Raw genomic sequence first — 22,970 nt, 5'->3', positions numbered from 1 at the left:
TCAAATACGCTGCGCACGCGCATCATTCTTGCGCTTGCTGCTCCCTCAGGAACCTTCATGCGCTCTCTGTTCGCCGCCCTCGCCCTCGTGCTTGCCATGTCTGTCGTCCCCGCACATGCTGAAAAACTGACCCTGGAGGCCATCACCGGCAGCAAGCCGTTGTCCGGGCCAACGCTGATGAAGCCCAAAGTGGCGCCGGATGGCTCGCGGGTGACCTTCCTGCGCGGCAAGGACAGCAACCGCAACCAGCTTGACCTGTGGGAGTACGACATCGCCAGCGGCCAGACCCGCCTGCTGGTCGATTCCAAGCTGGTGCTACCCGGCACCGAGACCCTGAGCGACGAAGAAAAAGCGCGGCGCGAACGCCAGCGCATCGCGGCCTACACCGGCATCGTCGAGTATCAGTGGGCACCGGACGCGCACGCGCTGCTGTTCCCGCTGGGCGGCGAACTGTATCTGTACGACTTGTCCAAGACAGGCAGCGCGGCGGTGCGCAAGCTGACCCATGGCGAAGGTTTCGCCACCGATCCGAAGATTTCGCCCAAGGGCGGCTACGTGAGCTTCGTGCGTGGACGCAATCTGTGGGTGATCGATCTGGCTAGCGGCCAGCAATCTGCGCTGACCCACGACGGCAGTGAGATCATCGGCAATGGTGTGGCCGAGTTCGTCGCCGACGAGGAAATGGATCGCCACACCGGCTACTGGTGGGCGCCGGACGACTCGGCGATCGCCTTCGCGCGTATCGACGAAACCGATGTGCCGGTGCAGAAGCGTCAGGAGGTCTACGCCGACCACAGCGATGTGGTGGAACAGCGCTATCCGCAGGCCGGGCAGCCCAACGTCAAGATCACGCTGGGTGTGATCGCGCCGCGCGCGGGCGCGCAGCCGCAGTGGATCGACCTGGGCAAGAACCCGGATATTTATCTAGCACGGGTGGATTGGCGCGATCCGCAACGGCTGACCTTCCAGCGCCAGTCGCGCGACCAGAAACGCCTGGAATTGATCGAAGCCACGCTGGCCAACGGCAAGCAGCGCGTATTGGTCACCGAGACCAGCAAGACCTGGGTGCCGCTCACCAACGACCTGCATTTTCTCAAGGACGGGCGCTTCGTCTGGGGCTCCGAGCGCAGTGGTTACGAACATTTGTACCTGGCCTCGGCAGATGGCCGCAGCTTGCATCCCTTGACGCAAGGCGAATGGGTCGTGGACGCCTTGCTCGCCGTGGACGAGAACGCCGGCAAGGTCTATTTCTCGGCCACCAAGGAATCGCCGACTCAAGCCAATATCTATGTGGTGCCGTTGGCTGGCGGCGCGATCGAGAGGCTGTCGCAGCCCGATGGCATCCATACGGCCAGCTTCGCCACCAACGCCAGTGTCTACGTCGATCGTTGGTCCAACACCACCACGCCGCCGCAGATCGCGCTGTTTCGCGCCAATGGCGAAAAAATCGCCACGCTCCTAGTCAACGATTTGGCCGATCCACAGCATCCCTATGCCAAGTACCGCGACGCGCGGCGCCCGGTCGAGTTCGGCAGCATGACCGCGGCCGATGGCAAGACGTTATTGCACTACCGGCTGATCAAGCCGTCTGGTTTCGACCCGAGCAAGCGCTACCCGGTGATGGTCCACGTCTACGGCGGCCCGGCGACGCAGACCGTGCTCGATAGCTGGCCTGTCAATTCCGATGACATGTTCGACCAGTATTTGGCTCAGCACGGTTACTTGGTGTTCTCGCTCGACAATCGCGGTACGCCGCGCCGCGGTCGCGACTTCGGCGGCGCGCTGTATGCGCGCCAGGGCACGGTGGAAGTGGACGACCAACTACGCGGTATTGCCTGGTTGAAGGCGCAGCCATGGGTGGATGCGGCGCGGATCGGCGTGTACGGCTGGTCCAACGGTGGCTATATGACGCTGATGCTGCTGGCCAAACACAGCGAAGCCTACGCGTGCGGGGTGGCGGGTGCGCCGGTCACCGATTGGGCGCTGTACGACAGCCACTACACCGAGCGCTACATGAACCTGCCGGCAGCCAATCCGGATGGCTACCGCGACGGCCGCGTGGCCGCGCATCTGGATGGTCTGACCTCGCCATTGCTGCTGATTCACGGGATGGCCGATGACAATGTGTTGTTCGCCAATTCCACTTCGCTGATGAGCGAGTTGCAAAAGCGCGGCAAGCTGTTCGAGCTGATGACCTATCCCGGTGCCAAGCACGGTCTATCCGGTACCAATGCCTTGCATCGCTACCGCACCACCGAGGCGTTTCTGGCGCGCTGTCTGAAACCTTGAGCTCACACACGCGAGGTTGTCGGCGCGGCGTGGTCGGCCAGGATCAGGATGTCCACGTAACCGAAAGTGATCCCGCAGCGGATGTCGCCGTGTCGGTTGAGGCCGGCGTCTGCCAGTGAGGTGATGGCATAGGCAGGCGCAATGTCCGCTTGCTGCCATCCACCTGCTGCCCTGTTTCAGTCAACCCGCGCTGCCATCGGCTTCATTGCCCGGTGTGGGGTGGTGTTGCCGGTTTGCTTGCACCTGGCGGTACCCAGATCGCCATGCCGGCGGCGTGTTTCTGTGTCGTCGGGATGCCGATGCCCAGGCCGCCGCCGACGTGGCCACCATAGCTGCCGCCGCCGAGCGAGACACCGCCGCCGGAGCGTTGCGAACTCACACCCATCAGCACCACGCCGTTGGCACCGAGTTTGGCGGCCTCCTGTTTGAGTCGCGCCAGCGCCGCGTCGGTCTGGCCCTGGGTTCCGAAGCCTGCCGCACTGGAGGCTTCCAATTGGGCGATATCGACCGCGCCCGCTGGCGGGGTCGAATAAATCTGCACCAGGGCCGGATCGATGGCTGGACGCGTCGCACCGACCATCACTTTGGAAGAACTGGCGCAGCCGGCCAGCGCGAACAGCAGGGCCAGCGGCAACAACGGACGCACGTGCATGGCATTACCTCCGTGGGCGGATCACCACGCGATCATAGGCGGGCAGGGTGAATCGCGCCGAACCCGCTGTCGGTCACTGTGATGTGTGTGTCGGCCATGCCTCGCCAGGTGTGGTCTTGAAAGGTTTGCCGCAGATGCTATGGTCGCGGTCAGTGTGCTTGTGGAGCCTGGCATGGGTGTGATCAGTCTGTTGTGGGGCATCGTGGCGTTGCTGTGGATGATCCTGGCCTTCTTGCCCTTGCTGGGCTGGGGGAATTGGTTTGTGATTCCGTTCGCGGCGGTCGGGGCGATCATTGCGGCGGTCGGCCTGCTCTTCACCCAGGCGCCGAACCGTGGCCGCGCCAAGGCCGGCCTGTTACTCAATGGGCTGGCGATGGTGGTCGGCGTGATCCGCCTGAGCCTGGGGGGCGGGGTGATCTGATCCGTTGTGCGTGCGAGGTGCCTTGCCGTCGTGCCGCGTGCGCCATCGGCCGCAGTCACATGCCACAGTCGATGGCGGGCCGACTCGCATGCACGCCGATGCTGGCGAGGTGTGTCTGGTAGTGCCGGGCCACTTCCGCCATGCTCCGTATCCGTTCTCTAGGAATCTGCCCGTGGCGCATCCCCACTATCGCCCTCGGCGCATGCGCCGCGATGCGTTTTCGCGTCGTCTGATGCGCGAACACACCTTGACCGTCGACGACCTGATCTGGCCGGTGTTCGTACATGAATTACCCGGTCGCGCACCGATTGCCGCCATGCCTGGGGTGGAACGGTTGTCGATCGAGGCGTTGCTGCAGGAGGCCGAGCTGGCGCTGGAGTTGGGGATTCCGGTGATCGATCTGTTTCCGGTGATCGACCCGGCCAGCAAGCGTCTGGATGCGGCCGAGGCATGGAACCCCGACGGCCTGGCACAGCGCGCGGTGCGGGCGCTGAAGGCCCGCTTTCCGGAACTTGGGGTGATGACCGACGTGGCGCTGGATCCGTACACCACCCACGGCCAGGACGGCATCATCGACGCGCGTGGCTATGTGCTCAACGACGTCACTGTCGAGGCGCTGGTCCAACAGGCGTTGTCGCATGCGCAGGCCGGCGCGGACATCGTCTCGCCCTCGGACATGATGGACGGCCGCATCGGTGCGATCCGCCGCGCGCTGGATGCCGATGCGCAACTGCACGTGCGCATCATGGCCTATTCGGCCAAGTACGCCTCGGCTTTTTATGGCCCGTTCCGCGAGGCGGTCGGCAGCGCCGGCAACCTCGGCAAGGCCGACAAGACCACCTACCAGATGGACCCGGCCAACGGCGACGAGGCGTTGCGTGAGATCGCGCTGGACCTGGAGGAAGGCGCGGACATGGTGATGGTCAAGCCGGGCATGCCTTACCTGGATGTGGTGCGGCGGGTGAAGGACACCTTCCGAGTGCCGACCTTCGCCTATCAGGTCAGTGGCGAGTACGCGATGCTCAAGGCGGCGGCCGGCAACGGTTGGCTGGACGAGCGCGCCTGCGTGTTGGAATCGCTGATGGCGTTCAAGCGCGCCGGCGCCGACGGCGTGCTGACCTATTTCGCGCCGCAGGTGGCGCGCTGGCTGCGCGAGACCGGCTAAGTGGCGGTGACGGTGTGGCGGTGCATTGAAACCGCCACACCTCGGCGATGGGCTAGCCTGCGCTGACCTGACAGCGCGCTGGTCTGGATCACGGCGCTGTGGCGGTGGATTGCGCAGTCACCGCGATCACGGCAGGGTCAGTGTGATCGGATTGGCCTTCATGCTCGCACTCAGCGACGGGAACGGATCCAGCTTGGTCATGGCGATCAGGTCGTTGATCGAGACCACCTCGCACTGGATGCTGCTGTCGTTCACGCACAGGTAGGCGGCCGCGCCGACGTCCGGCACGTAGACCGCTTTCCACACCGCGTCCGGTACCTGCACGTTGTCGTTGCCGATGCCGCTGTGGGTGCCGCTGTCGAACACGGGCCCGGTCACCACGTAGATTTCGCCGCGCTGCGTGGCCATCTGTCGTACCTGCTCTTCGATCCGCGCCCATTCGCCGGTGTTGAGCACGTGGTTCTGCGGCACCACATTGGCCATCGAGAACGTTTCCTTTTCCGAGCTTATGGTGGAGGCATCGCCCGCCGGCGTCATGTGGCCGCGGTCGTAGCCGGAATTGGTGTAGTCCGAACTCCTGGAGCGATCCGCGACGGGGATGGCGGTTTCGTCGTGGAAGCTACCGACTCGACCGATCTTCTCGGCCCCGGCGACTTGTTGGTCGGTCAGGTGCTCGGCCGAGTACAGCGGGCCCTTAGTCACGCCCGAGGCGAGCAGGACATACTCGGTGTGGCATACCTCGGTAGTGCGTGCGCTGATCGACGCGTCCACCGTCGGTGCCTGGCCGTCGGCATAGAGCGCGGGGCAACCGGTGGCGGCGTTCGCCGCATGCGCCGCGAACAGCGCCAGCAACACAGCACAACTGCGCAGGGAAACGGACATACGCAACCTCGCTTTCGTTTCATAAGAAGTGAGGGCAAGAAAATGACCGTGATGGGTGACGTTTTGGCGACAGTTTGATGTGATCGCAAAAGTTTTCCATCACGATTGTTTGCTGACGAAATTCATAAATGAGTTGTCGAACTCGATAAGCATTCTCATTTACAATGCCCGATCTTTCTCCGTTCCGCTTTGCGCCGTGATCAAGAGGTTGCTGTTCCAGTTGCATTGGCTGCTCGGTATCAGTGCCGGGGTGGTGCTATCGGTCATGGGGCTGAGTGGGGCAACGCTCGCGTTCGAGGATGAGATCGTGCGCTTGGTCAATCCGCCGTTGGCTGCCACGGCGGCGCGGTATGCGGCCGGCGAACAGCCGCTGCCGTTGTCGGAATTGGCGCGGCGGCTGGATCTGGACGGCGCGCATCGGACCAACCGGTTACTGGTCGATCCCACCGGCACGCGCCCGTCGAACCTGCGCCTGCCTGGGTACCAGGGCGGACGGATGTACTTTGATCCTTACACCGGCGCGGTCGTGGCACCGCCGCGTCTGAGCGGCTTCTTCGCGTTCGTGGAGAACCTGCATCGACGCTTGGCCGCTGGCGAGCGCGGCAAGGCCGTCACCGGGGCCTGCGTCATCGCGTTGTTGTTTTTTTGCCTGTCCGGCCTGTACCTGCGCTGGCCGCGGCGTTGGTGGAACTGGCGCGCATGGTGGGTGGTGGAGTGGACGCGGCAGGGGCGCAGTTTCCTGTGGAGTCTGCACTCGGTGGCCGGCACCTGGTGTCTGGTGCTGTACCTGATGACCGCGGCGACCGGGTTGTACTGGTCCTACGATTGGTACCGGCAGGGGCTGGTGGCGATGCTGGGGGGCGATCCGGCGTCCAAGGAGGGCGATGACGGCGGTTCGCCGCCCGTGATCGACTATGTGCGGTTGCAGGCCGCGCTGGACACGCTGCCGGCTGCGCATCGCACCTATCTGGACGTGCGCCTGCCTAGCCGTCGCGGGCAACCGGTGATCGCGCGTTACCTGCCACCGGATCCGGCACATAGCCGGGCCTATGACAGCGTAGAGATCGATCCGTCCAGTGGTTTGATCGAGCGCCGCCAGGACTACCGGCAGCAACCGCTGGGACGACAACTGCTGACCAGCATGTTTGCGCTGCATACCGGCAGTTTCTTCGGCCTGCCGGGCCGGTTGGCGATGCTGCTGTCGAGCCTGTGCATGATGCTGTTCTGCATCACCGGCTGGATGTTGTACCTGGACCGACGCCGCAAACAGCGCGCGTTGCGCCGCATACGCGGCGATCTGGCAGTGCCGTCGGCAACCGGCTCCGGTGACTGGTTGGTGGGTTTCGCCAGTCAGAGCGGTTTCGCCGAACGCCTGGCCTGGGAGGCGGCGAGCCACATGCAGGCCGCCGGTCTGGGAGTACAGGTGCTCACGTTGGCGCAGTTGGATGCGGCGCAGTTACGCACGCGGCAGCGTGCGCTGTTCGTGGTCAGTACCTTCGGCGATGGTCAGTCGCCGGATACGGCGCGCGGCTTTGCCAAGCGCGTGCTGCGCCAGGTTCAGGCCCTGCCTGAGTTGCGCTACGCGGTGTTGGCGCTGGGTGATCGCCACTACCCGCAGTTCTGCGGATTCGCGCGGCAACTGGAGCAGTGGCTGGACGCGCAGGGCGCACAGGCATTGTTCCCGACGCTGGAGGTGGATCGCGCCGACCCGCAGGCACTGGCGCAGTGGCAGCGGCAGATATCCGATCTCACCGGTGTGGCGATGGCGACGCCGGCGTTGCAGGTGCCTGAACCGTTGGACTGGCGCTTGATCGAGCGACGCTTGCTCAATCCTGGCAGTGCCGGGGCACCGCTGTGGTGGATTGCGCTGGCACCACCAGCGTCAGCGCACTGGCAGGCTGGCGACATTCTGCAAGTGCAGCCCTGCCATGCCGAGCATGCGGTGCGTACCTGGCTCGCCGCACAGGCGCTGGACGCGGACGTGCTGGTACAGGCCGACGGCACATCGCGACCGCTGTGGCAGGCGTTGGCCGATCGTGAGCTGTCGCCGCCGGTGACGCCGACGCAGGCATTGCAGGATTGGTTCCAGACACTGCCGCGGTTGCCGTTACGCGAGTATTCGATTGCCTCGACCCTGGCCGATGGCGTGTTGCACCTGGTGGTGCGGCTGCATCTGTGCGATGACGGTGGCGTCGGCCTGGGGTCGGGCTGGTTGTGTCTGCATGCGCCGGCGAATGCGCCGCTGCGGGCACGGATACGCGCCAATCCCGGTTTCCGTCGCCAGGGCGCTACGCCGATGCTGTTGATCGGCAACGGTACCGGCATCGCCGGCTTACGCAGCTTGTTGCGCGAGGCCGACCAGGCCGGTGTGCATGGGCATTGGTTGCTGTTCGGCGAACGCAATGCGGCGCACGATGCGTTGTTTGCCGATGAGCTGCAGGCATGGCAGGCCAGTGGTCATCTGCAACGTCTGGACCTGGTGTTTTCGCGCGACCAAGCGGGCAAGCAGTATGTGCAGGATCGCTTGCGTGAGGCGGCCGGAGCGGTGCGCGACTGGATCGCGCGCGGTGCCGCCGTGTATGTCTGCGGCAGTCTGGACGGCATGGCGTGTGGCGTGGAGGCCGCCTTGCACGAGATCCTGGGCGAGGACGCTCTCGACGCGCTGAGCACGGCTGGCCGCTATCGGCGCGACGTGTACTGAGCCGGCTGGCGTGGTCGTGCTGGCGTGGTGTTGCTGGTTTGACCAACCGCTGTGCATGCAATCACGTCAGCGATGCGCGATGCCAAGCCGGCTATCGCTGCCTCGCATGCCGATGGCATGGCCAGGCGCGATGGCGTTCAGCGATCGGCCACGACGCGATCGCCGCTCAACGGGTTGCCATGCAGTCGCCGCTGCCGCTGGCACGCGGGGTTTTCATCCGATACACGTCGCGTTTGCCGGCCTTCGGCGCACGCGCGCTGCCGCTCAGCAGTAGTTCGCCTGGTTTGGAGGCGTCCAGCACGGCACCAGCGGTGTGCCCATCGGCGCTGTTGAACGATAGCGCCAGGGGCTGCGGTGACACATAGCGTCCGTCGGCGCATTGCGCGAGCAGCACCTGGCTACCCTGGCCCTCGCGTGCGCGGGTAAACAGCAGCGCGCGGCCATCGCCCAGCCAGGCTGCATCAGTCTCGTCGTCGGCGCTGTTGACCCCGGCCAGCGCGTGCGGTTGCGCGAACGTCTGGCCGTCCAGGCCTGCGACGAACAGATCCAGGCCGCCTGCACCGCCGTGCCCTGTGCTGGCGAACAATAGCTGCGTTCCGTCCAGCGAGAGCGTCGGTGCGCGTTCGTCGCCGCGCGAATTCACTGCCGGCCCCAGATTTTGCGGGGCACCATAGCGGCCGTCGGCCAGCACCGGCGCGCGATACAGATCGCTGCCGCCATATCCACCGGGACGCTCGGAGGCGAAATACAGCCATCGCCCGTCGGCGCTGAAAAATGGATCGGTCTCGGCGCTGGTCGAATTCACCGGTGGCGGCAGTGGCTGTGGTTCGCTCCAGCGACCGTCGCGCAGCACGGCCTGCCAGAGATCGCCGCCGCCAGGGCCGCCGGCACGGTCAGGGCTGGCCCAGACGATGTGCTGGCCATCCGCCGCGACGCTGGCGCGGGTCTCCTCGGCGACGGTGGAGACCACGCCCATGCCTTCCATGCCGAATTCGGAAAGCGCGAACGCCGACGGTGCGCAGAGTAAACTCGCCACCAGCGCGAGCGGCAAAGCATGGGTTCGCATGTGCAATTCCGTGAAATGTCGCCTCCAGTCTAAAACAACCAACGAGCGTTCCATGTCCAACTCCCGCTTTGCCGTGTTCGGTCACCCTGTCGCCCACTCGCTGTCGCCACGTATCCACGCCGCGTTCGCCAAGCAGACCGGCATCGCCATGCAGTACGAGGCGCTCGACGCTTCTCTGGAAGGGTTCGCGTCGGCGCTGGCCGCGTTCCTCGCCGAGGGGGGAGTCGGTGCCAACGTGACCGTGCCGCTGAAGGAAGCCGCGTTCGCGATCAGCGCCGTTCGCAGCGAGCGTGCGCAACGTGCCGGTGCGGTCAACACGCTCAGTTACCGGGATGGGCAATGGCACGGCGACAACACCGATGGCGCTGGTCTGGTCCGCGACCTGACCGGGCGGCACGGTCTGGACCTGCGTGGCCGCCGTGCCCTGTTGATCGGCGCCGGCGGTGCCGCGCGCGGCGTGGCGCCTGCGCTGCTGGAGGCCGGGGTGCAGCGATTGGTGGTGGTCAACCGCTCGCCAGAACGCGCCGACGCCCTGATCGATGCGCTGGGCGAGCCGGCCCGCGCGACCTCGCGCTATTGGGACGACCTGCGCGAGCTGGGCGATTTTGAATTGATCCTCAATGCCACCACCATCGGTCGCGATCCGACGGTGGGATTCACCCTGCCGTTGTCGTTGGTCAACAGCATGACCCTGGCGGTGGATTTAAACTACGGCGAAGTCGCCATTCCGTTTCTGGCCTGGGCGCGCGCGGCACAGTGCCGCGATACCGTGGATGGCCTGGGCATGTTGGTGGAACAGGCGGCGGAGAGTTTCGCGGGCTGGCATGGCGTGCGTCCGCAGACCGATCCGGTGTATGCCGCGCTGCGCGAACGCGAAGCCGTGCTGGTCAGTGCCAATTGAGCGTTTTGTTGCTGCGACGGCGATGACCGATACACCTGCGCCGTCGGCACCGCGCGCGCCTGTGCCATCCCCGCGTCAGCTCACCGAGCCGGTCAAGCTGGCCATCCGCGATGCCTACGCCAAGCTGCAGGCCAATACGCCCGGATTCCGCGTGCGCCGTGCGCAGAGTCAGATGATCGGCGTGGTATCGCGCGCGCTGGGGACCTCTGGTGGCGTGGGCGTGGCCGAGGCACCCACCGGCGTCGGCAAGAGCTTGGGCTACCTGACCGCCGGCGTGCCAATCGCGCTGGCGAGCAAGAAGAAACTGGTCATCAGTACCGGCACGGTGGCCCTGCAGGCGCAGTTGGTGGAGCGCGACATCCCGGCGTTCCTCAAGGCCACCGGCCTGGAGGCCACGGTGGCCTTGGCCAAGGGGCGCACCCGCTACCTGTGCCCGCGCAATGTGGCCGAGCTGCACGGCGAGGTGGCGCAGGACAGCATGTTCGAGGACCAGGCACCGCTGTACGACCGCCCGCCCAGTCCAGCCGAGGCCGAACAGGCACGCGCGCTGGCGAAGGCTTATGCCGAGAGAACCTGGAATGGCGATCTGGATGCTGTGCCGGAGCCGATTGCGCCCGCGTTACGCGCGCGCATCACCACCAATGCGGCCGGCTGTGCCGGACGCCGTTGTTCGTTCGCGGCGCAGTGCCCGGTGCTGAAGGCGCGCAGCGAGGTACGCGACGCGCAGATTGTGGTAACCAACCATGCGCTGTTGTTGTCGGCGCTGGCGCTGGGTGACAGCGACAATGGTCAGCCGTTGATCGCGCCGCCGTCGGATATGTTGTTGGTGTTGGACGAAGGCCATCACATCGGCAGTGTCGCCATCGATCAAGGGGCCGCCAGTCTGCCGCTGGACGAGATGGCGCAGCGCACCGGGCGTTTGCAGGCGTTGATCGCCGCGGCGTATCGGCTTGCCGACAAGGACACCATTGGCAAGCAGTTGCCGAATGAGGCGATCGAGCTGGCGGCGCACGTGGTCAAGGGGCTGAAGGCGTTCCGTGCCGAGATCGAACGCGTGTGGGTGCCGGAGCCTGGCGAAGACACGCCGATGTGGCGTGCGCCCAACGGACGCCTGCCGCAGGAGTGGATGCCGCTGATCGACGCGCAGGCGCAGGACACCGCCGCGTTGTTGAACTGGGTGCAGGCCGCGCACCAGATGGCGGTCAAGTCCAAGCAAGAGGACACGGCCAAGGAGCGCCTGCAGCGGAATCTGGGCATGGCCCTGGAGATGGTCGAACAGCAGTACGCGTTATGGCTGGGCTGGCGCCGCGAGGACCAGGAAGGCCAGCCGCCGATGGCGCGCTGGATCACCGCCTCGCGCGATGCCGACCTGATTTGTCATTGCTCGCCGGTGTCGGCCGCGCAGGTGTTGCGCTCGCTGTTGTGGAGCGAAGTGGATGCGGCGGTACTGACCTCGGCCACGCTCACCGGCGGCGGGGATTTTCAGGTCCTGGCGATCGATAACGGCCTGCCCGACCATGCCGAAATGGTGTCGCTGTCCTCACCGTTCGACTTGCCCAATCAGGCCGAATTGATCGTACCCGCGTTTCCCGTGGCACCGGACGATCGCGATGGCCATCCACGCGAAGTGGCGCGCTACCTGGTGCGTGAATTGGATTGGGGTAAAGGCTCCATCGTGTTGTTCACCTCGCGCTGGAAGATGCTCAAGGTCGCCGACCTGTTGCCCATCGCCCAGCGCAATCGCGTGCTGGTGCAGGGCGACGGCTCCAAATCGCAGATGATTGCCGAGCACCTGCGTCGCATCGGTGCCGGCGAAGGGTCGGTGCTGTTCGGGCTGCATTCCTTCGGCGAGGGCCTGGACCTGCCTGGCGAAGCGTGCACCACCGTGGTCATCACTCAGGTGCCGTTCGCCGTGCCGACCGATCCGCAAACCGCCACCCTCGGTGAATGGTTCGAGAGCCGTGGTCTGAACGCCTTCAACCTGATCGCGGTGCCGCATGCGCTGCGCACTCTCACCCAGTTCGCCGGCCGCCTGATCCGCACCTCCAGCGACCATGGTCGCGTCATCATTCTCGATTCGCGGCTACTGACCAAACGCTATGGCAAACGCATCATCGATGCACTGCCGCCATTCAAGCGGGTGATCGGCAGATAACGCTGGGACCGGCATCGGTGGCGGCTCCAGGTAGCGTCGGCAGGTCGGCAGGAATGTGGCGACAGCTTCCGGCACCAGATCGAATCGACATCCGGTGTTGCAGCCGAGTGTGTTGCCGCTGCGCGCACGGTTGTTCGAGTTGTCCGGAATTGTTTGACCGTGCGGTAGGTGGCGCCGCGGCGTCTACATTTTGATGTCAATGCGTGTCGCCGCAGCGGTCGTCATGGAGCGATTTTTGCTGCAATCCACGGCGCATGACGCATTTCAAGGAGGATTTTCATCACGTTGTGGCGTATGGATTGAACGTATCGATAGCAGCGATTGCAACGAACGAATTCTCTGCATGCGATGGCGTTGGGATGCTGCAGTTCCCTCAACGCGAGCCGATGCGATGCGCACTTTCCATTTGCTGATATTCGTCCTGCTGTCGCAGTTCCTGATCGTTCCGATGGGAGCCGCGCAGTCCACGCTCACCCGCGACAACGGCGCCCCGGTGGGTGACAACCAGAATTCGCAGACCGCCGGTCCCAATGGCCCGACCCTGCTACAAGATGTGCAATTGATTCAAAAGTTGCAGCGCTTCGACCGCGAGCGCATCCCCGAACGCGTGGTGCATCCGCGCGGCACCGGCGCGCATGGCGTTTTCACCGCCACAGCCGATATTTCCGATCTGAGCAAGGCCAAGGTATTCGTACCGGGCGAAATCACCCCCGTGTTCGTGCGTTTCTCCTCGGTGGTGCATGGCAATCATTCGCCGGAAACCATGCGCGATCCGCACGGTTTTGCTACCAAGTTCTACACCCGCGAGGGTAACTGGGACCTGGTCGGGAACAATTTCCCGACATTTTTCATCCGTGATGCGATCAAGTTCCCGGACATGGTGCATGCATTCAAACCCGATCCGCGTACCAATCTTGACGACGACGCGCGCCGTTTCGATTTCTTCTCGCACGTGCCCGAGGCCACGCGCACGCTGACCCTGCTGTACTCCAACGAAGGCACGCCTGCCGGTTACCGTTTCATGGATGGCAACAGCGTGCATGCCTACAAACTTGTCAATGCACAAGGCCAGGTGCATTACGTCAAGTTCCATTGGAAATCGCTGCAGGGCATCCGCAATCTCGATCCCAAGCAGGTCGTCGCGATGCAGGGCAAGGACTACAGCCATTTGACTCACGATCTGGTGAACGCGATTGCACATGGCGATTATCCAAAGTGGGATCTGTACATCCAGGTGCTCAAGCCGGAAGACTTGGCTAATTTTGATTTCGACCCGCTGGATGCGACCAAGATCTGGCCCGGTGTGCCCGAGCGCAAGATCGGCCAGTTGGTCTTGAACAAGAACGTGGAGAATTTCTTCCAGGAAACCGAGCAGGTTGCGATGGCGCCGGCCAATCTGGTGCCCGGCATCGAACCTTCTGAAGATCGGTTGCTACAAGGGCGCTTGTTTTCCTATGCCGATACCCAGTTGTACCGGATCGGCACCAATGGTTTGAGCCTGCCGGTGAACCGGCCGCGCGTGCCGGTGAACAACGGCAATCAGGATGGCGCGATGAACGGCGGCAGCACCGTCGGCGCTGTGAACTACGAGCCGAGCCGGCTCGCTCCGCGCCCGCAGGATCCCAATGCCCGCTACAGCCAACTGCCGCTCTCCGGCACGACACAACAGGCCAAGATCACCCGCGAACAGAATTTCAAGCAGGCCGGCGACCTGTTCCGCAGCTATAGCAAGAAAGAGCAACAGGATCTGATCCAGAGCTTCGGCGAATCGCTGGCCGGAACCGACGATGCCAGCAAGCACATCATGCTGTCGTTCCTGTACAAGGCCGATCCGGCCTATGGCACGGGAGTGGCGCGTGTTGCCAAGGGCGACCTGGCGCGGGTCAAGCAGTTGGCCGCGCAGTTGCAGGACTGAGCATTCACCACGCAGCGCGGCGGGGCCTGCTGGTCTGCGCGCTGCGTATTTTCATCGAGATGGAGAACGAAGATGCGCCGTTTTGCTGTGTTTCTCGCCAGCATGATCGCTGTGGCAACCGCCACCGCCGCACCTGCTGCGCCTGTGTCGAAGGATCCCGCCAAGATCCAGGCGCAACTGCGTGATTATTTCTTCGATGCCGCACGCGAAGGCCGCCAGGACATGCTGGCCGAATTCATCCATGCCCACTACGACCTCAATACCCGCGACGACAAGGGGTATACCGCGCTGATTCTGGCCGCCTACCACGGCCATCAGGCGGCGGTGGAACAGTTGCTGCGCGCTGGTGCCGACCCGTGCGCACAGGACAAGCGCGGCAACACCGCACTGATGGGCGCGATCTTCAAGGGCGAACTGACGATTGCCAAGCGCCTGATGCAAGCCGACTGTGCGCCCGACCAGCGCAACAACGCTGGCCAGACCGCGGCGATGTACGCGGCGTTGTTCCAGCGCACCGAGGTGCTGAAGGAACTCGCCGCCAAGGGTGCCGACCTACAGGCCAAGGACGCGCAGGGTAACGATGTGGCCAAACTGCAACGCGGCCAATTCGCACCGTTCCCGACACGCTGAGCGAAACCACGCTAGCGCCGGCGCACGCGATGAGCCGGTGGCCGGCGTTGCCCTTGGCCCGTGGGCACTGCTGCGACGTGGCATCGCCCCTCCCGGATCGGCGAAAATACCGGCGTGGCCGGTTCCAACGGCCCGCGTCGTCGCTGTCTGCGCTGTCGCTCGCCTCCGCATACCATGCTGGGGTGTGTACAGCACAGCGGTACGTTGTCCATGCCAGTATTGCGCTGGCCTTTGCCACGGTTCGCCGTCGCCACCCCGGATCTGTCTTGAACACCACCGCCCCTGTTTCCACCGACGACCTGCCCTTGTCCGAGCGCTTGCGCATCACCCTGGAATTGCTCGACGCCATCGAGGCCGACCGCACGCTCCTCGACTCCCTGCCCGAAGCCGAGCGCGTGCGCCTGCATCAGGCGGTGGCCAAGGTCTTCCATCCCGAACCCAAGACGCGGCGCAAATTGCTCAAACAACAGGCGCGCGAACGCCATCAGGAGAAAGTGCGCAAGGCCGAGGCGTTACTGGAGCAGACCGGTATCCGTGCATTGCGCCGCAAGCCCGTGTTTAGTACGCCCAACTATTTCCCACCGCAATCGCCCGCTGCGCTGAGTTGTGTGCAGGTTGATGCCGAAGAGTCGGCGACGCAGTCGCCCGAATTGCGTCACTGCTACGTGTGCAAGCAGAAGTTCACTCAGTTGCATCATTTCTACGACCAGATGTGTCCGCCCTGCGCCGAGATGAATTACTTCAAGCGCACCGAAACGACGGATCTGCGTGGACGCGTGGCACTGTTGACCGGTGGACGGGTCAAGATCGGTTATCAGGCCGGATTGAAACTGCTGCGTGCCGGCGCCGAGTTGATCGTGACCACGCGTTTCCCGCGCGATTCGGCTGCGCGCTATGCGCAAGAGCCGGATTTCGCCGAGTGGGGACATCGGCTGCAGGTGTTCGGCTTGGACCTGCGCCACACGCCCAGCGTGGAAGCGTTTTGTAGCCACTTGCTCGCCACCCGTGCGCGTTTGGATTTCATCATCAACAATGCGTGCCAGACGGTGCGTCGACCGCCACAGTTCTATGCGCACATGATGGCGGGCGAAACCGCCGCGCTGCACGAATTGCCCGAGCAGGTGCGTGGGTTGGTCGGCAGCTACGAAGGTTTGCGTGGCCCGGAATTGCTGCCGGCGGCGTCAGCGACCACGCTGCCGGCCGGTGCAGGGCAGAGTCTCGGCGGGACTGATGGCTTATTGCATGCCGCAGCGTTATCGCAGATGCCACTGCTTGCCGACGATCTGCTCGGCCAACAGCATGTGTTTCCGGAAGGGCGGCTAGACCAGGATCTGCAGCAGGTGGATTTGCGTGGACGTAATTCCTGGCGTCTGCTCTTGGCCGAGGTGTCGTCGGTGGAACTGCTGGAAACACAGTTGGTCAACGCGATTGCACCGTTCGTGATCAATGCGCGGCTCAAGCCGCTGCTGTTGCGCACGCCCGAGCGCGACAAGCACATCGTCAACGTGTCGGCGATGGAGGGGCAGTTCTATCGCAACTTCAAGACCACCCGGCATCCGCACACCAACATGGCCAAGGCGGCGTTGAACATGATGACCCGCACGTCGGCGGCGGACTACCACAACGACGGCATCCACATGAACAGCGTGGACACCGGCTGGGTCACCGACGAGGATCCGGCAGAAATCGCCGCGCGCAAAGTACGTGAGGAGCGCTTCCATCCGCCATTGGACATCGTCGATGGTGCGGCGCGCATCGTCGATCCGATCATCCACGGCTTCAATACCGGCGAGCATGTGTGGGGCCAGTTTCTCAAGGACTACGCGCCGACGGATTGGTGACGTTCCGGTCTGCCGATGACGTGAAACTCTCCCTCCGCCTCGTGCAGGAAGCCGATGCTCTGTTCTTCCGAAAAGCGCTTGTTTCGGAAAATGCTTCTTCACGTCCCAGCTTTCGTCTCGCTAGAAAGTAGCATCCACAAATCCGGCTGCTACACAGCACTGATGTGATGGATGGACGTCGGTCTGGCAACGGATGCTGACACCGTTTCCAGACTTCCATTTGCAGTATCTTGCGTCTCAGAAATCAAATGACGCGACTGTTTTTCCATGCGTCCACACAGCATGATTGCGCGGCGTTGCACTTGAAAGTTGAGCGTAAGTAATCCGCATTCACGCCGCTGGACTTGCGCGCGACAGCACACAGTTGTCGCCAATGCTCTGTAATAACGCACCATCCTCAACGATCTTGCGTGCGCGCACGCTGTTCTTACGGTGCAGTCGATAGCGCTTCGCGGCAGGGTTGGCAACGTCAGTCGGCTCGTCTTGATGAGCAAGCTCACCCGATAATGTGGACGTACTGGATCTGAGGCGTATCGATCCGATGCTGACGCCGTTGCTTACTTCAATCTGCAGGACGGCGTACTCCTCAGAAAGTCACTGCATTTGTTGCTTGAGATTAAGTTGCTTGAGCTGTTAGTGTGCGCGGCGCATTTTTGTACTCAAGGCATCCTATGGACAGACTAAGTGAGCCTGCCGAACGCAGGATTGCAATGCGAATGGGTACGGAAAGGCGCAAGCAAAATTTATAAAACGATAAAAATTTTCCAGTAAAGCGGAATATTCAAAAGAAATTTATTCCATTCTTAAAATTGAGAGTCCTTCCGTGTTAGACAAACTACCCATCTCGGACATCGACTTGTTTTCAGAAGCTTGTCTGTCCGATCCTTATGAAAGTTATGAGATATTGCGAGCCCTCGGGCCTGTCGTGTTCCTGTCTTGCTGTAATGCTTTTGCGCTCACCCGTTACCAAGTGGCAAAGCAAGCCCTTGAGGATCATGACGTATTTTCAGCAGCGAAAGGCGTGACGCTCAATGCCCTGATGGATTCCCACCAGATCGGCGTGACCATACAGGCAAGTGACCCGCCAGAGCATGACCGGTTACGAAAGGTCCTGCATTCGGCACTTATGACCGAGAGGCTGGCAATATTAGAGGCAAAAATCGATGTAATTGCCGATCAGACCGTCAAAAGCCTTGTCCAGCAAGAACAGTTCGATGCCATTTCGGATCTGGCGCGAGCCGTTACCCAGAATGCGATCTATGATCTCCTCGGCCTTCCGCAAACCGGTAGACATAGGCTGGCAGGTTTTACAGATGCGCACTTCAATGCCTATGGGCCGCTCAACAATACGATCGAGACGGCCGCCAGGGAGCGAGTCAATAACGGATTGGCGGCGATGCAAAAAGGGCAATCCCTTCTCGGCTATTTCATCAGCAGGCTCGAATCGGGCAGCGTCGGCGCGGCGATAAAAAATAATGCCACTCAAGGTATTATTACCGATTTCGAGGCCGATAAACTACTTTCGACGCTTATCATTGCAAGCGTCGATACTACGGTACATTCGATCGGTAACGCAATTTATTGCTTGGCAACGCATGATGACCAATGGGAAATGTTACGTGCCAACCCTTCACTAGTCCCGGCTGCCTACAATGAGGCACTTCGCTTCGATTCTCCGTCGCAGATTATAACGCGCACTACGAAGCGGGCCTTTGTGGTGGATGGCTATAGACTTCCAGCCGACGTGAAGGTCGCGATACTCTTCGGGTCCGCGAACCATGATGAAACCGTTTTCAGTAACGGTCGGGATTTTCGTATCGACCGTCCCATGTCACGCACGCTCAGTTTCGGCAGCGGCGTCCATGCCTGCATCGGTCAAAGACTGGCAAGACGGTTAGGTCGTGCGGTGATCGGTGCATTAGTGAAGCATGCAGAGCGAATAGTCTTATCGGGAACTCCTGAGCGACAACTCAATAGTGTTTTGCGCGGATTTTCAAAGTTGCCGATCAAGACGGTTTCTGTTGATGACCTTGTTTCTTCTCCTGCCTGCCCACGTCTAGTTGAGCTGGTGGCATCATGAAAGAGTCCGCCCGATTGAAATATGAACTCGAATCAGATTCCGTCATGGCGATGGATAGAGCGATGGATAGATATCTCGAGCGATGGTATCTCTTTTATCGCTCGAAACGTCCGCCGGAAGAGGATCAATTCTGGTCAGCGCTTCCTGACCGTGGCTTTACACTGAACGCTATGCGGGTGGGTTTGCGCAGCATGGGAGAGGGGCCGAATATTCTGCTGGTCCATGGCATAAGTGGCAGGGGAAGCCAATTTGCCTCGATTGCTCGTGCGCTTGCGGAATCAGGTTGGCGCACCTTGATGATTGATTTTTCCGATGAGAGTAATGACAAGAATTATAAGCTTTCGACAAGCGATGTCGTTGCTGCTTTCGCAGAAATCATCTGCAGAGAGGGAGCGCTGCATGGTGTTGTGGCCCATTCGCTTGGCAACCTTTGGATTTGGTATGCGATAGCTCGCGGGTTGCGCATTAATCATTTTGTTGCAATATCCGGTGTCTTTCGTGCGGCTCTGGTGTTTGAGCATTTTCAGCGCATGAATCGCTTGAGCGATAAAGAGATGGGAACTCTCAACGTTATGCTGAATGCTCATGAAGGTGGTGATGTGCTGACGATGCAGGATCCGTCATTCATCATCACACAGATGCCACGACCACAGCGTGGCCTAATCATTCAGGGTCGAGACGACGGAGTGGTCGGTTTAGCTGAGGGACAAGCCTATGCGGACGCCTGGCGGGAAGCGGAGTATATGGAAATTCCAGGAGCTTCACATGCCAATATTTTGAAGGTGCCAAACGTTGTGGCCGCAGTAGAAAACTTTTTCGCTTCTTTCTCTGAGCACAAAACGGAAAAATCGCCATGATAAATCCAGTTAAACTAGTTTTAAGCGACTCAGAGATGCCATGCCATCTATCTAGCGAGTGGCTCATAGCGGCGGACAGTCAACGGTTCCAGGTGGATGTATGCCTCAACCCTGAAAGCTCTTATGCTAATGTTATAGTACTACCAATCGGCGTTACAGCAGATCCCTTATTGCCGATGATCCGGCAACTGCGTCGATGGTCATCCGTGTATGTAATATACAGCCGATTCGTTTTGGATAGTGCGACGAGCACTCTGACTGACGAGGCTATCGACGCATCCTCTCATGCGCGCGATATCATTACGCTTATGGAGCACTTTGCTCTATCTCGTGCCGGACTGCTCGGATACTGCACTGGTGCTTTGATCGCGGTACGTGCTGCCTTGTTGCTGGAAAATCGATTTTCTGCGCTAGTGTGCTGCAACGGGGCCTTCGAGACCAGTCGTCGCACGGACTACGAACGCGAATTCGATGATCTCATCAAAAGCTGTGCGGGACGACCCCGAGTTGCCTCGACCGTAAGAGATATCCTCGCTGCGAAAGTCGATGTTAATCAAGAGTTTTATCAGCACACGAGCATCGCGTTACGTGATGCTGAAACATTCTACAAATATGTAATGTGCGTGCATGCTGTCTATGCCGAAGGTTTGTCGGGCTTGTGTAATTCCGTAGATACGCCAACGCTCTTGATCGCCAGCGCTGAAGATAAGATCGCTTCTCCGCAAAGTTCCGACTTGCCTCTTGCATTTCTCAGTCAGGCCGAAAAGCTCATTCTCGATGGCGAAGACCATTATTTGCCGTGCCGTCCAGGCACCCCAGCCCTTGTCACAATGGATAATTTCCTGCGGTTACAGGCAGAAAAGCCGTTAACCGAGGCAATGGCATGACTAAAATTATTGACGCATTGAAACGCGCATCTATCGATACAGGGCGCGATGGTTGCATGCGGATCGTGGAACACTCGTTGAGCGAGGATGCTGTCATGGCGGCACATCGCTTGTCTGCTGCATTTGCCGTAAGCTCCAAAGATGTATTGACGGCAGCGACGACTGCACTTCTATATCGTTATACTCACGTTGAACGTTTGGAAATTCAGGTGGAAATCTCGGCGAAAGATCCCGACAAGCGCATCGTTCCGGCTTTGTTGGTCTATCAAATAGAGCAACCTGGCCAGCAACACTTTTCTGTTCTGCTTGAACATCTGAGTGCCACCAATGGCAGATATACAGCCCAGGATGCACTCACACCCGTCATTACACATGTGTTCGATAGTTTTGAAGTGGCATCGCTCGACATGGCGAGCTGCTTTCTCAAAATCATCTTTTCTGACACATCCAAGTCAAGTGTGATGCGTCTTTGTTATCGTGATGATTATTTGCCGCGCGCAGTGGCAGATCGTTTTGCCGCTCATTTATCACACTTGCTTGAAATGATTGTGGAGCAGCCGCATCGCACGATTGACGAGCTCTATTATGTTCCAGACACGGACCTGAAAGTGCTCGTTGAATCGGGTTTCGGTCCATGTCGGTTGTATCCCATCGTGCCTGTCATTGACCTCATTGCGTGCCATGCAGCAGATGAGACATCTCGGGCAGTGGCCGTGCAGGACGACCAAACGCAGCTGACATATGGCACCTTGTGGAGCAGAGCAGGTGCAATAGCACACAGCCTGATAGGATTAGGATTGCCTGCAGGCAGCCGCGTTGGTGTGTTGATGGAGCGCTCACCAGACTGGGTTGCCGTGATCATCGGTATTTTTCGGGCAAACATGGTCTATGTACCTTTAAGTATGCGCAATCCACCCGCACGCAATGCTTATATCGTTGCCGATTGTTCAGTAACAGTCGTTCTGTACGAAAGCTCAAATCATGCATGTCTGGACAATATCCATTGTCCTGTCGTCAACCTCCATCAAATGACGGTCTCGACTGGCATCGAGAATATCACCCTGCCGGAAGTCTGCCTTGATGACGATGCCTACGTTATTTATACGTCAGGAAGTACAGGTCATCCCAAAGGTGTTCGCATTACCCATGGCTCGCTGTCGGAGCATATTTTTGCTGCTCGGGAGGCATTCGGACTGAAGCAATGTGCACCAAGGATAGGACAATTTACCGAAGCAGCCTTCGATTTTTCCTTGCTCGAAATCTTCATGAGCCTATGTCATGGTGGCGCTATTTATATCCATCCGCGATCTGAATTACTTTCGATGGTCGAGTATTTCGCAATGCTGGATAGGCATCAGATGAATGTTATTTGTCTGCCGACAGCAGTTTGGCATGAATGGGCGCCGAAAATCGCAGCTGCACCGAATTGCCTGCCAAGCACGTTGCACACCGCTATTGTTGGTGGAGAAGCAGCAAATGCCAGCCAATTCTATCCAGGCGGGTCTGTAGAATCTTTGCGCCTCTTTAATATATATGGTACGACAGAAACGACAATTTTAATGTCAGCCCATGCTTGCGATTTCAACGACCGTGCGAAGCGACATGTACCCATAGGCCACTCCCTGCCCAATGTCCGGACCTATTTGCTCGACAAAATGATGATGCCAGTTGCTGCTGGTATCGTTGGTGAGCTTTGCATCGGTGGGCCAATCGTGTCGCCTGGCTATATAGGCAGGGAGGATCTCAATACGACTCGCTTTTCAATTCTTAATCTGCCAGGAATAGTCGAGGATGAGCGGATATACAGAACGGGTGACTTGGCGTTTTCCGACGATGATGGCAATTTCGTCTTTGTAGGACGTCATGACGACCAAATCAAGATTAATGGCGTCCGGATCGGTCTGAACGAGATCGAGATGTGCCTGAGCGCTTGCGAGGATGTACGCCAGGCTGTCGTGACGTGGAACAGCATGAACGGGACCGATGGGGTTCTTGTGATGCATCTACTGATGCGAGAAAGCCCCCATAGGCATGAACCTGCCGCGCTTGAACGCATTACGTCGTATCTGAAGGAGCATTTGCAGCCAGCAATGGTCCCGCGCCATTATACCTTGATTGATGAGTTTCCTCTTAATGCTAACGGTAAAATTGATCGTGCAAAGCTTCATGCTCTTCCGATCTTTGCCACGCAAATACAATCGGTAGAGTTGCCGCAAGATCCTATAAAGCAAGAACTATGGGGGATTTGGCAAAAAATCATGCCGGATTATCCGCTGAAATCGGTAGACGATGATCTTTTTGCTATGGGGGCATCGTCACTGAGACTGGCCATCTTCTTTGTGGAGATCTCCAATGCCTTGAATATCGATATCGACATTCACGCTTTGGCCGGTCGCAACACTGTGGCAGGGATTGCACGGTATATTCACAAGAGTGATTAGGCGGCCTAACACGACTGCTAGAGCGTGTTATGAACTTGAGGCTTTCGCGGCTATCGTAAGCGGATGAAGCCAGCACGCTCCTATCCG

The 22,970-nt window shown here is 60.4% G+C and carries 16 protein-coding genes; 13 read left to right on the top strand and 3 right to left on the bottom strand.

What is annotated here, in order from left to right:
- The first annotated feature begins 57 nt into the window (after positions 1–57).
- Positions 58–2,289 (top strand): S9 family peptidase, encoded by a 2,232-nt coding sequence (locus tag XALGPE39_RS13915; RefSeq protein ID WP_045728694.1) that lies wholly within the window; start codon positions 58–60, stop codon positions 2,287–2,289.
- 202 nt (positions 2,290–2,491) lie between these two features.
- Here the strand turns inward: XALGPE39_RS13915 and XALGPE39_RS13910 are convergent, their stop codons facing one another.
- Positions 2,492–2,941 carry a hypothetical protein gene (locus tag XALGPE39_RS13910; protein ID WP_045728693.1) on the bottom strand — a complete coding sequence of 150 codons (450 nt, stop codon included), beginning with the start codon at positions 2,939–2,941 and terminating at the stop codon, positions 2,492–2,494.
- 178 nt (positions 2,942–3,119) lie between these two features.
- Here XALGPE39_RS13910 and XALGPE39_RS13905 point away from each other — a divergent pair, with 178 nt between their 5' ends.
- Positions 3,120–3,362, top strand: a complete 243-nt coding sequence (locus XALGPE39_RS13905) for a hypothetical protein (RefSeq protein ID WP_200893926.1) — start codon at positions 3,120–3,122, stop codon at positions 3,360–3,362.
- A 172-nt stretch (positions 3,363–3,534) separates the two neighbouring features.
- Complete coding sequence (gene hemB / locus XALGPE39_RS13900) at positions 3,535–4,527, top strand: porphobilinogen synthase (RefSeq protein WP_045728692.1); 993 nt, start codon at positions 3,535–3,537, stop codon at positions 4,525–4,527.
- Between the two features lie 126 nt (positions 4,528–4,653).
- Here hemB and XALGPE39_RS13895 read toward each other — a convergent pair whose 3' ends face one another.
- Complete coding sequence (locus tag XALGPE39_RS13895) at positions 4,654–5,409, bottom strand: DNA/RNA non-specific endonuclease (RefSeq protein ID WP_045728691.1); 756 nt, start codon at positions 5,407–5,409, stop codon at positions 4,654–4,656.
- Positions 5,410–5,605: 196 nt separating this feature from the next.
- Between XALGPE39_RS13895 and XALGPE39_RS13890 the strand changes: the two genes are divergently transcribed.
- Positions 5,606–8,110 carry a sulfite reductase flavoprotein subunit alpha gene (locus XALGPE39_RS13890; RefSeq protein WP_045728690.1) on the top strand — a complete coding sequence of 835 codons (2,505 nt, stop codon included), beginning with the start codon at positions 5,606–5,608 and terminating at the stop codon, positions 8,108–8,110.
- A 166-nt stretch (positions 8,111–8,276) separates the two neighbouring features.
- Here the strand turns inward: XALGPE39_RS13890 and XALGPE39_RS13885 are convergent, their stop codons facing one another.
- Positions 8,277–9,176: a PD40 domain-containing protein gene (locus XALGPE39_RS13885; RefSeq protein ID WP_045728689.1), complete on the bottom strand. Its 900-nt coding sequence runs from the start codon at positions 9,174–9,176 to the stop codon at positions 8,277–8,279.
- A 52-nt stretch (positions 9,177–9,228) separates the two neighbouring features.
- Here XALGPE39_RS13885 and aroE point away from each other — a divergent pair, with 52 nt between their 5' ends.
- The 9 genes from aroE (at position 9,229) to XALGPE39_RS15320 (ending at position 22,883) form a co-directional block, all read left to right on the top strand.
- The gene (gene aroE, locus XALGPE39_RS13880) at positions 9,229–10,077 is read left to right on the top strand and encodes a shikimate dehydrogenase (protein ID WP_045728688.1); all 849 of its coding nucleotides are present in this window, start codon (positions 9,229–9,231) and stop codon (positions 10,075–10,077) included.
- Positions 10,078–10,099: 22 nt separating this feature from the next.
- A complete protein-coding gene (gene dinG / locus XALGPE39_RS13875; protein ID WP_045728687.1) occupies positions 10,100–12,232 on the top strand; it encodes an ATP-dependent DNA helicase DinG in 2,133 nt (710 codons plus the stop codon).
- Between the two features lie 448 nt (positions 12,233–12,680).
- Complete coding sequence (katB, locus tag XALGPE39_RS13870; RefSeq protein WP_235429918.1) at positions 12,681–14,147, top strand: catalase KatB; 1,467 nt, start codon at positions 12,681–12,683, stop codon at positions 14,145–14,147.
- A gap of 72 nt (positions 14,148–14,219) precedes the next feature.
- Entirely contained in the window at positions 14,220–14,777 is a 558-nt protein-coding gene (locus XALGPE39_RS13865; protein ID WP_045728685.1) for an ankyrin repeat domain-containing protein, read from the top strand.
- A gap of 266 nt (positions 14,778–15,043) precedes the next feature.
- Complete coding sequence (locus XALGPE39_RS13860; RefSeq protein WP_045728684.1) at positions 15,044–16,618, top strand: SDR family oxidoreductase; 1,575 nt, start codon at positions 15,044–15,046, stop codon at positions 16,616–16,618.
- Between the two features lie 823 nt (positions 16,619–17,441).
- A complete protein-coding gene (locus XALGPE39_RS13855) occupies positions 17,442–18,698 on the top strand; it encodes a cytochrome P450 (RefSeq protein WP_045728683.1) in 1,257 nt (418 codons plus the stop codon).
- Positions 18,695–19,555 carry an alpha/beta fold hydrolase gene (locus tag XALGPE39_RS13850; protein ID WP_152624915.1) on the top strand — a complete coding sequence of 287 codons (861 nt, stop codon included), beginning with the start codon at positions 18,695–18,697 and terminating at the stop codon, positions 19,553–19,555. Before XALGPE39_RS13855 ends, XALGPE39_RS13850 begins: the two co-directional genes overlap by 4 nt.
- A gap of 176 nt (positions 19,556–19,731) precedes the next feature.
- Positions 19,732–20,442, top strand: a complete 711-nt coding sequence (locus XALGPE39_RS13845) for an alpha/beta hydrolase (RefSeq protein WP_045728681.1) — start codon at positions 19,732–19,734, stop codon at positions 20,440–20,442.
- The gene (locus XALGPE39_RS15320; RefSeq protein WP_082061907.1) at positions 20,439–22,883 is read left to right on the top strand and encodes a non-ribosomal peptide synthetase; all 2,445 of its coding nucleotides are present in this window, start codon (positions 20,439–20,441) and stop codon (positions 22,881–22,883) included. The genes XALGPE39_RS13845 and XALGPE39_RS15320 overlap by 4 nt, the downstream gene beginning before the upstream one ends.
- The last annotated feature ends 87 nt before the right edge of the window (positions 22,884–22,970 follow it).

Origin of the sequence: Xanthomonas sp. GPE 39, from assembly GCF_000963005.1 — a bacterium.
In the GTDB taxonomy this organism is placed as follows: Bacteria; Pseudomonadota; Gammaproteobacteria; order Xanthomonadales; family Xanthomonadaceae; genus Xanthomonas_A.
Note: the sequence above shows the minus strand (reverse complement) of the source record. Positions and strands in the feature narration are given on the sequence as shown.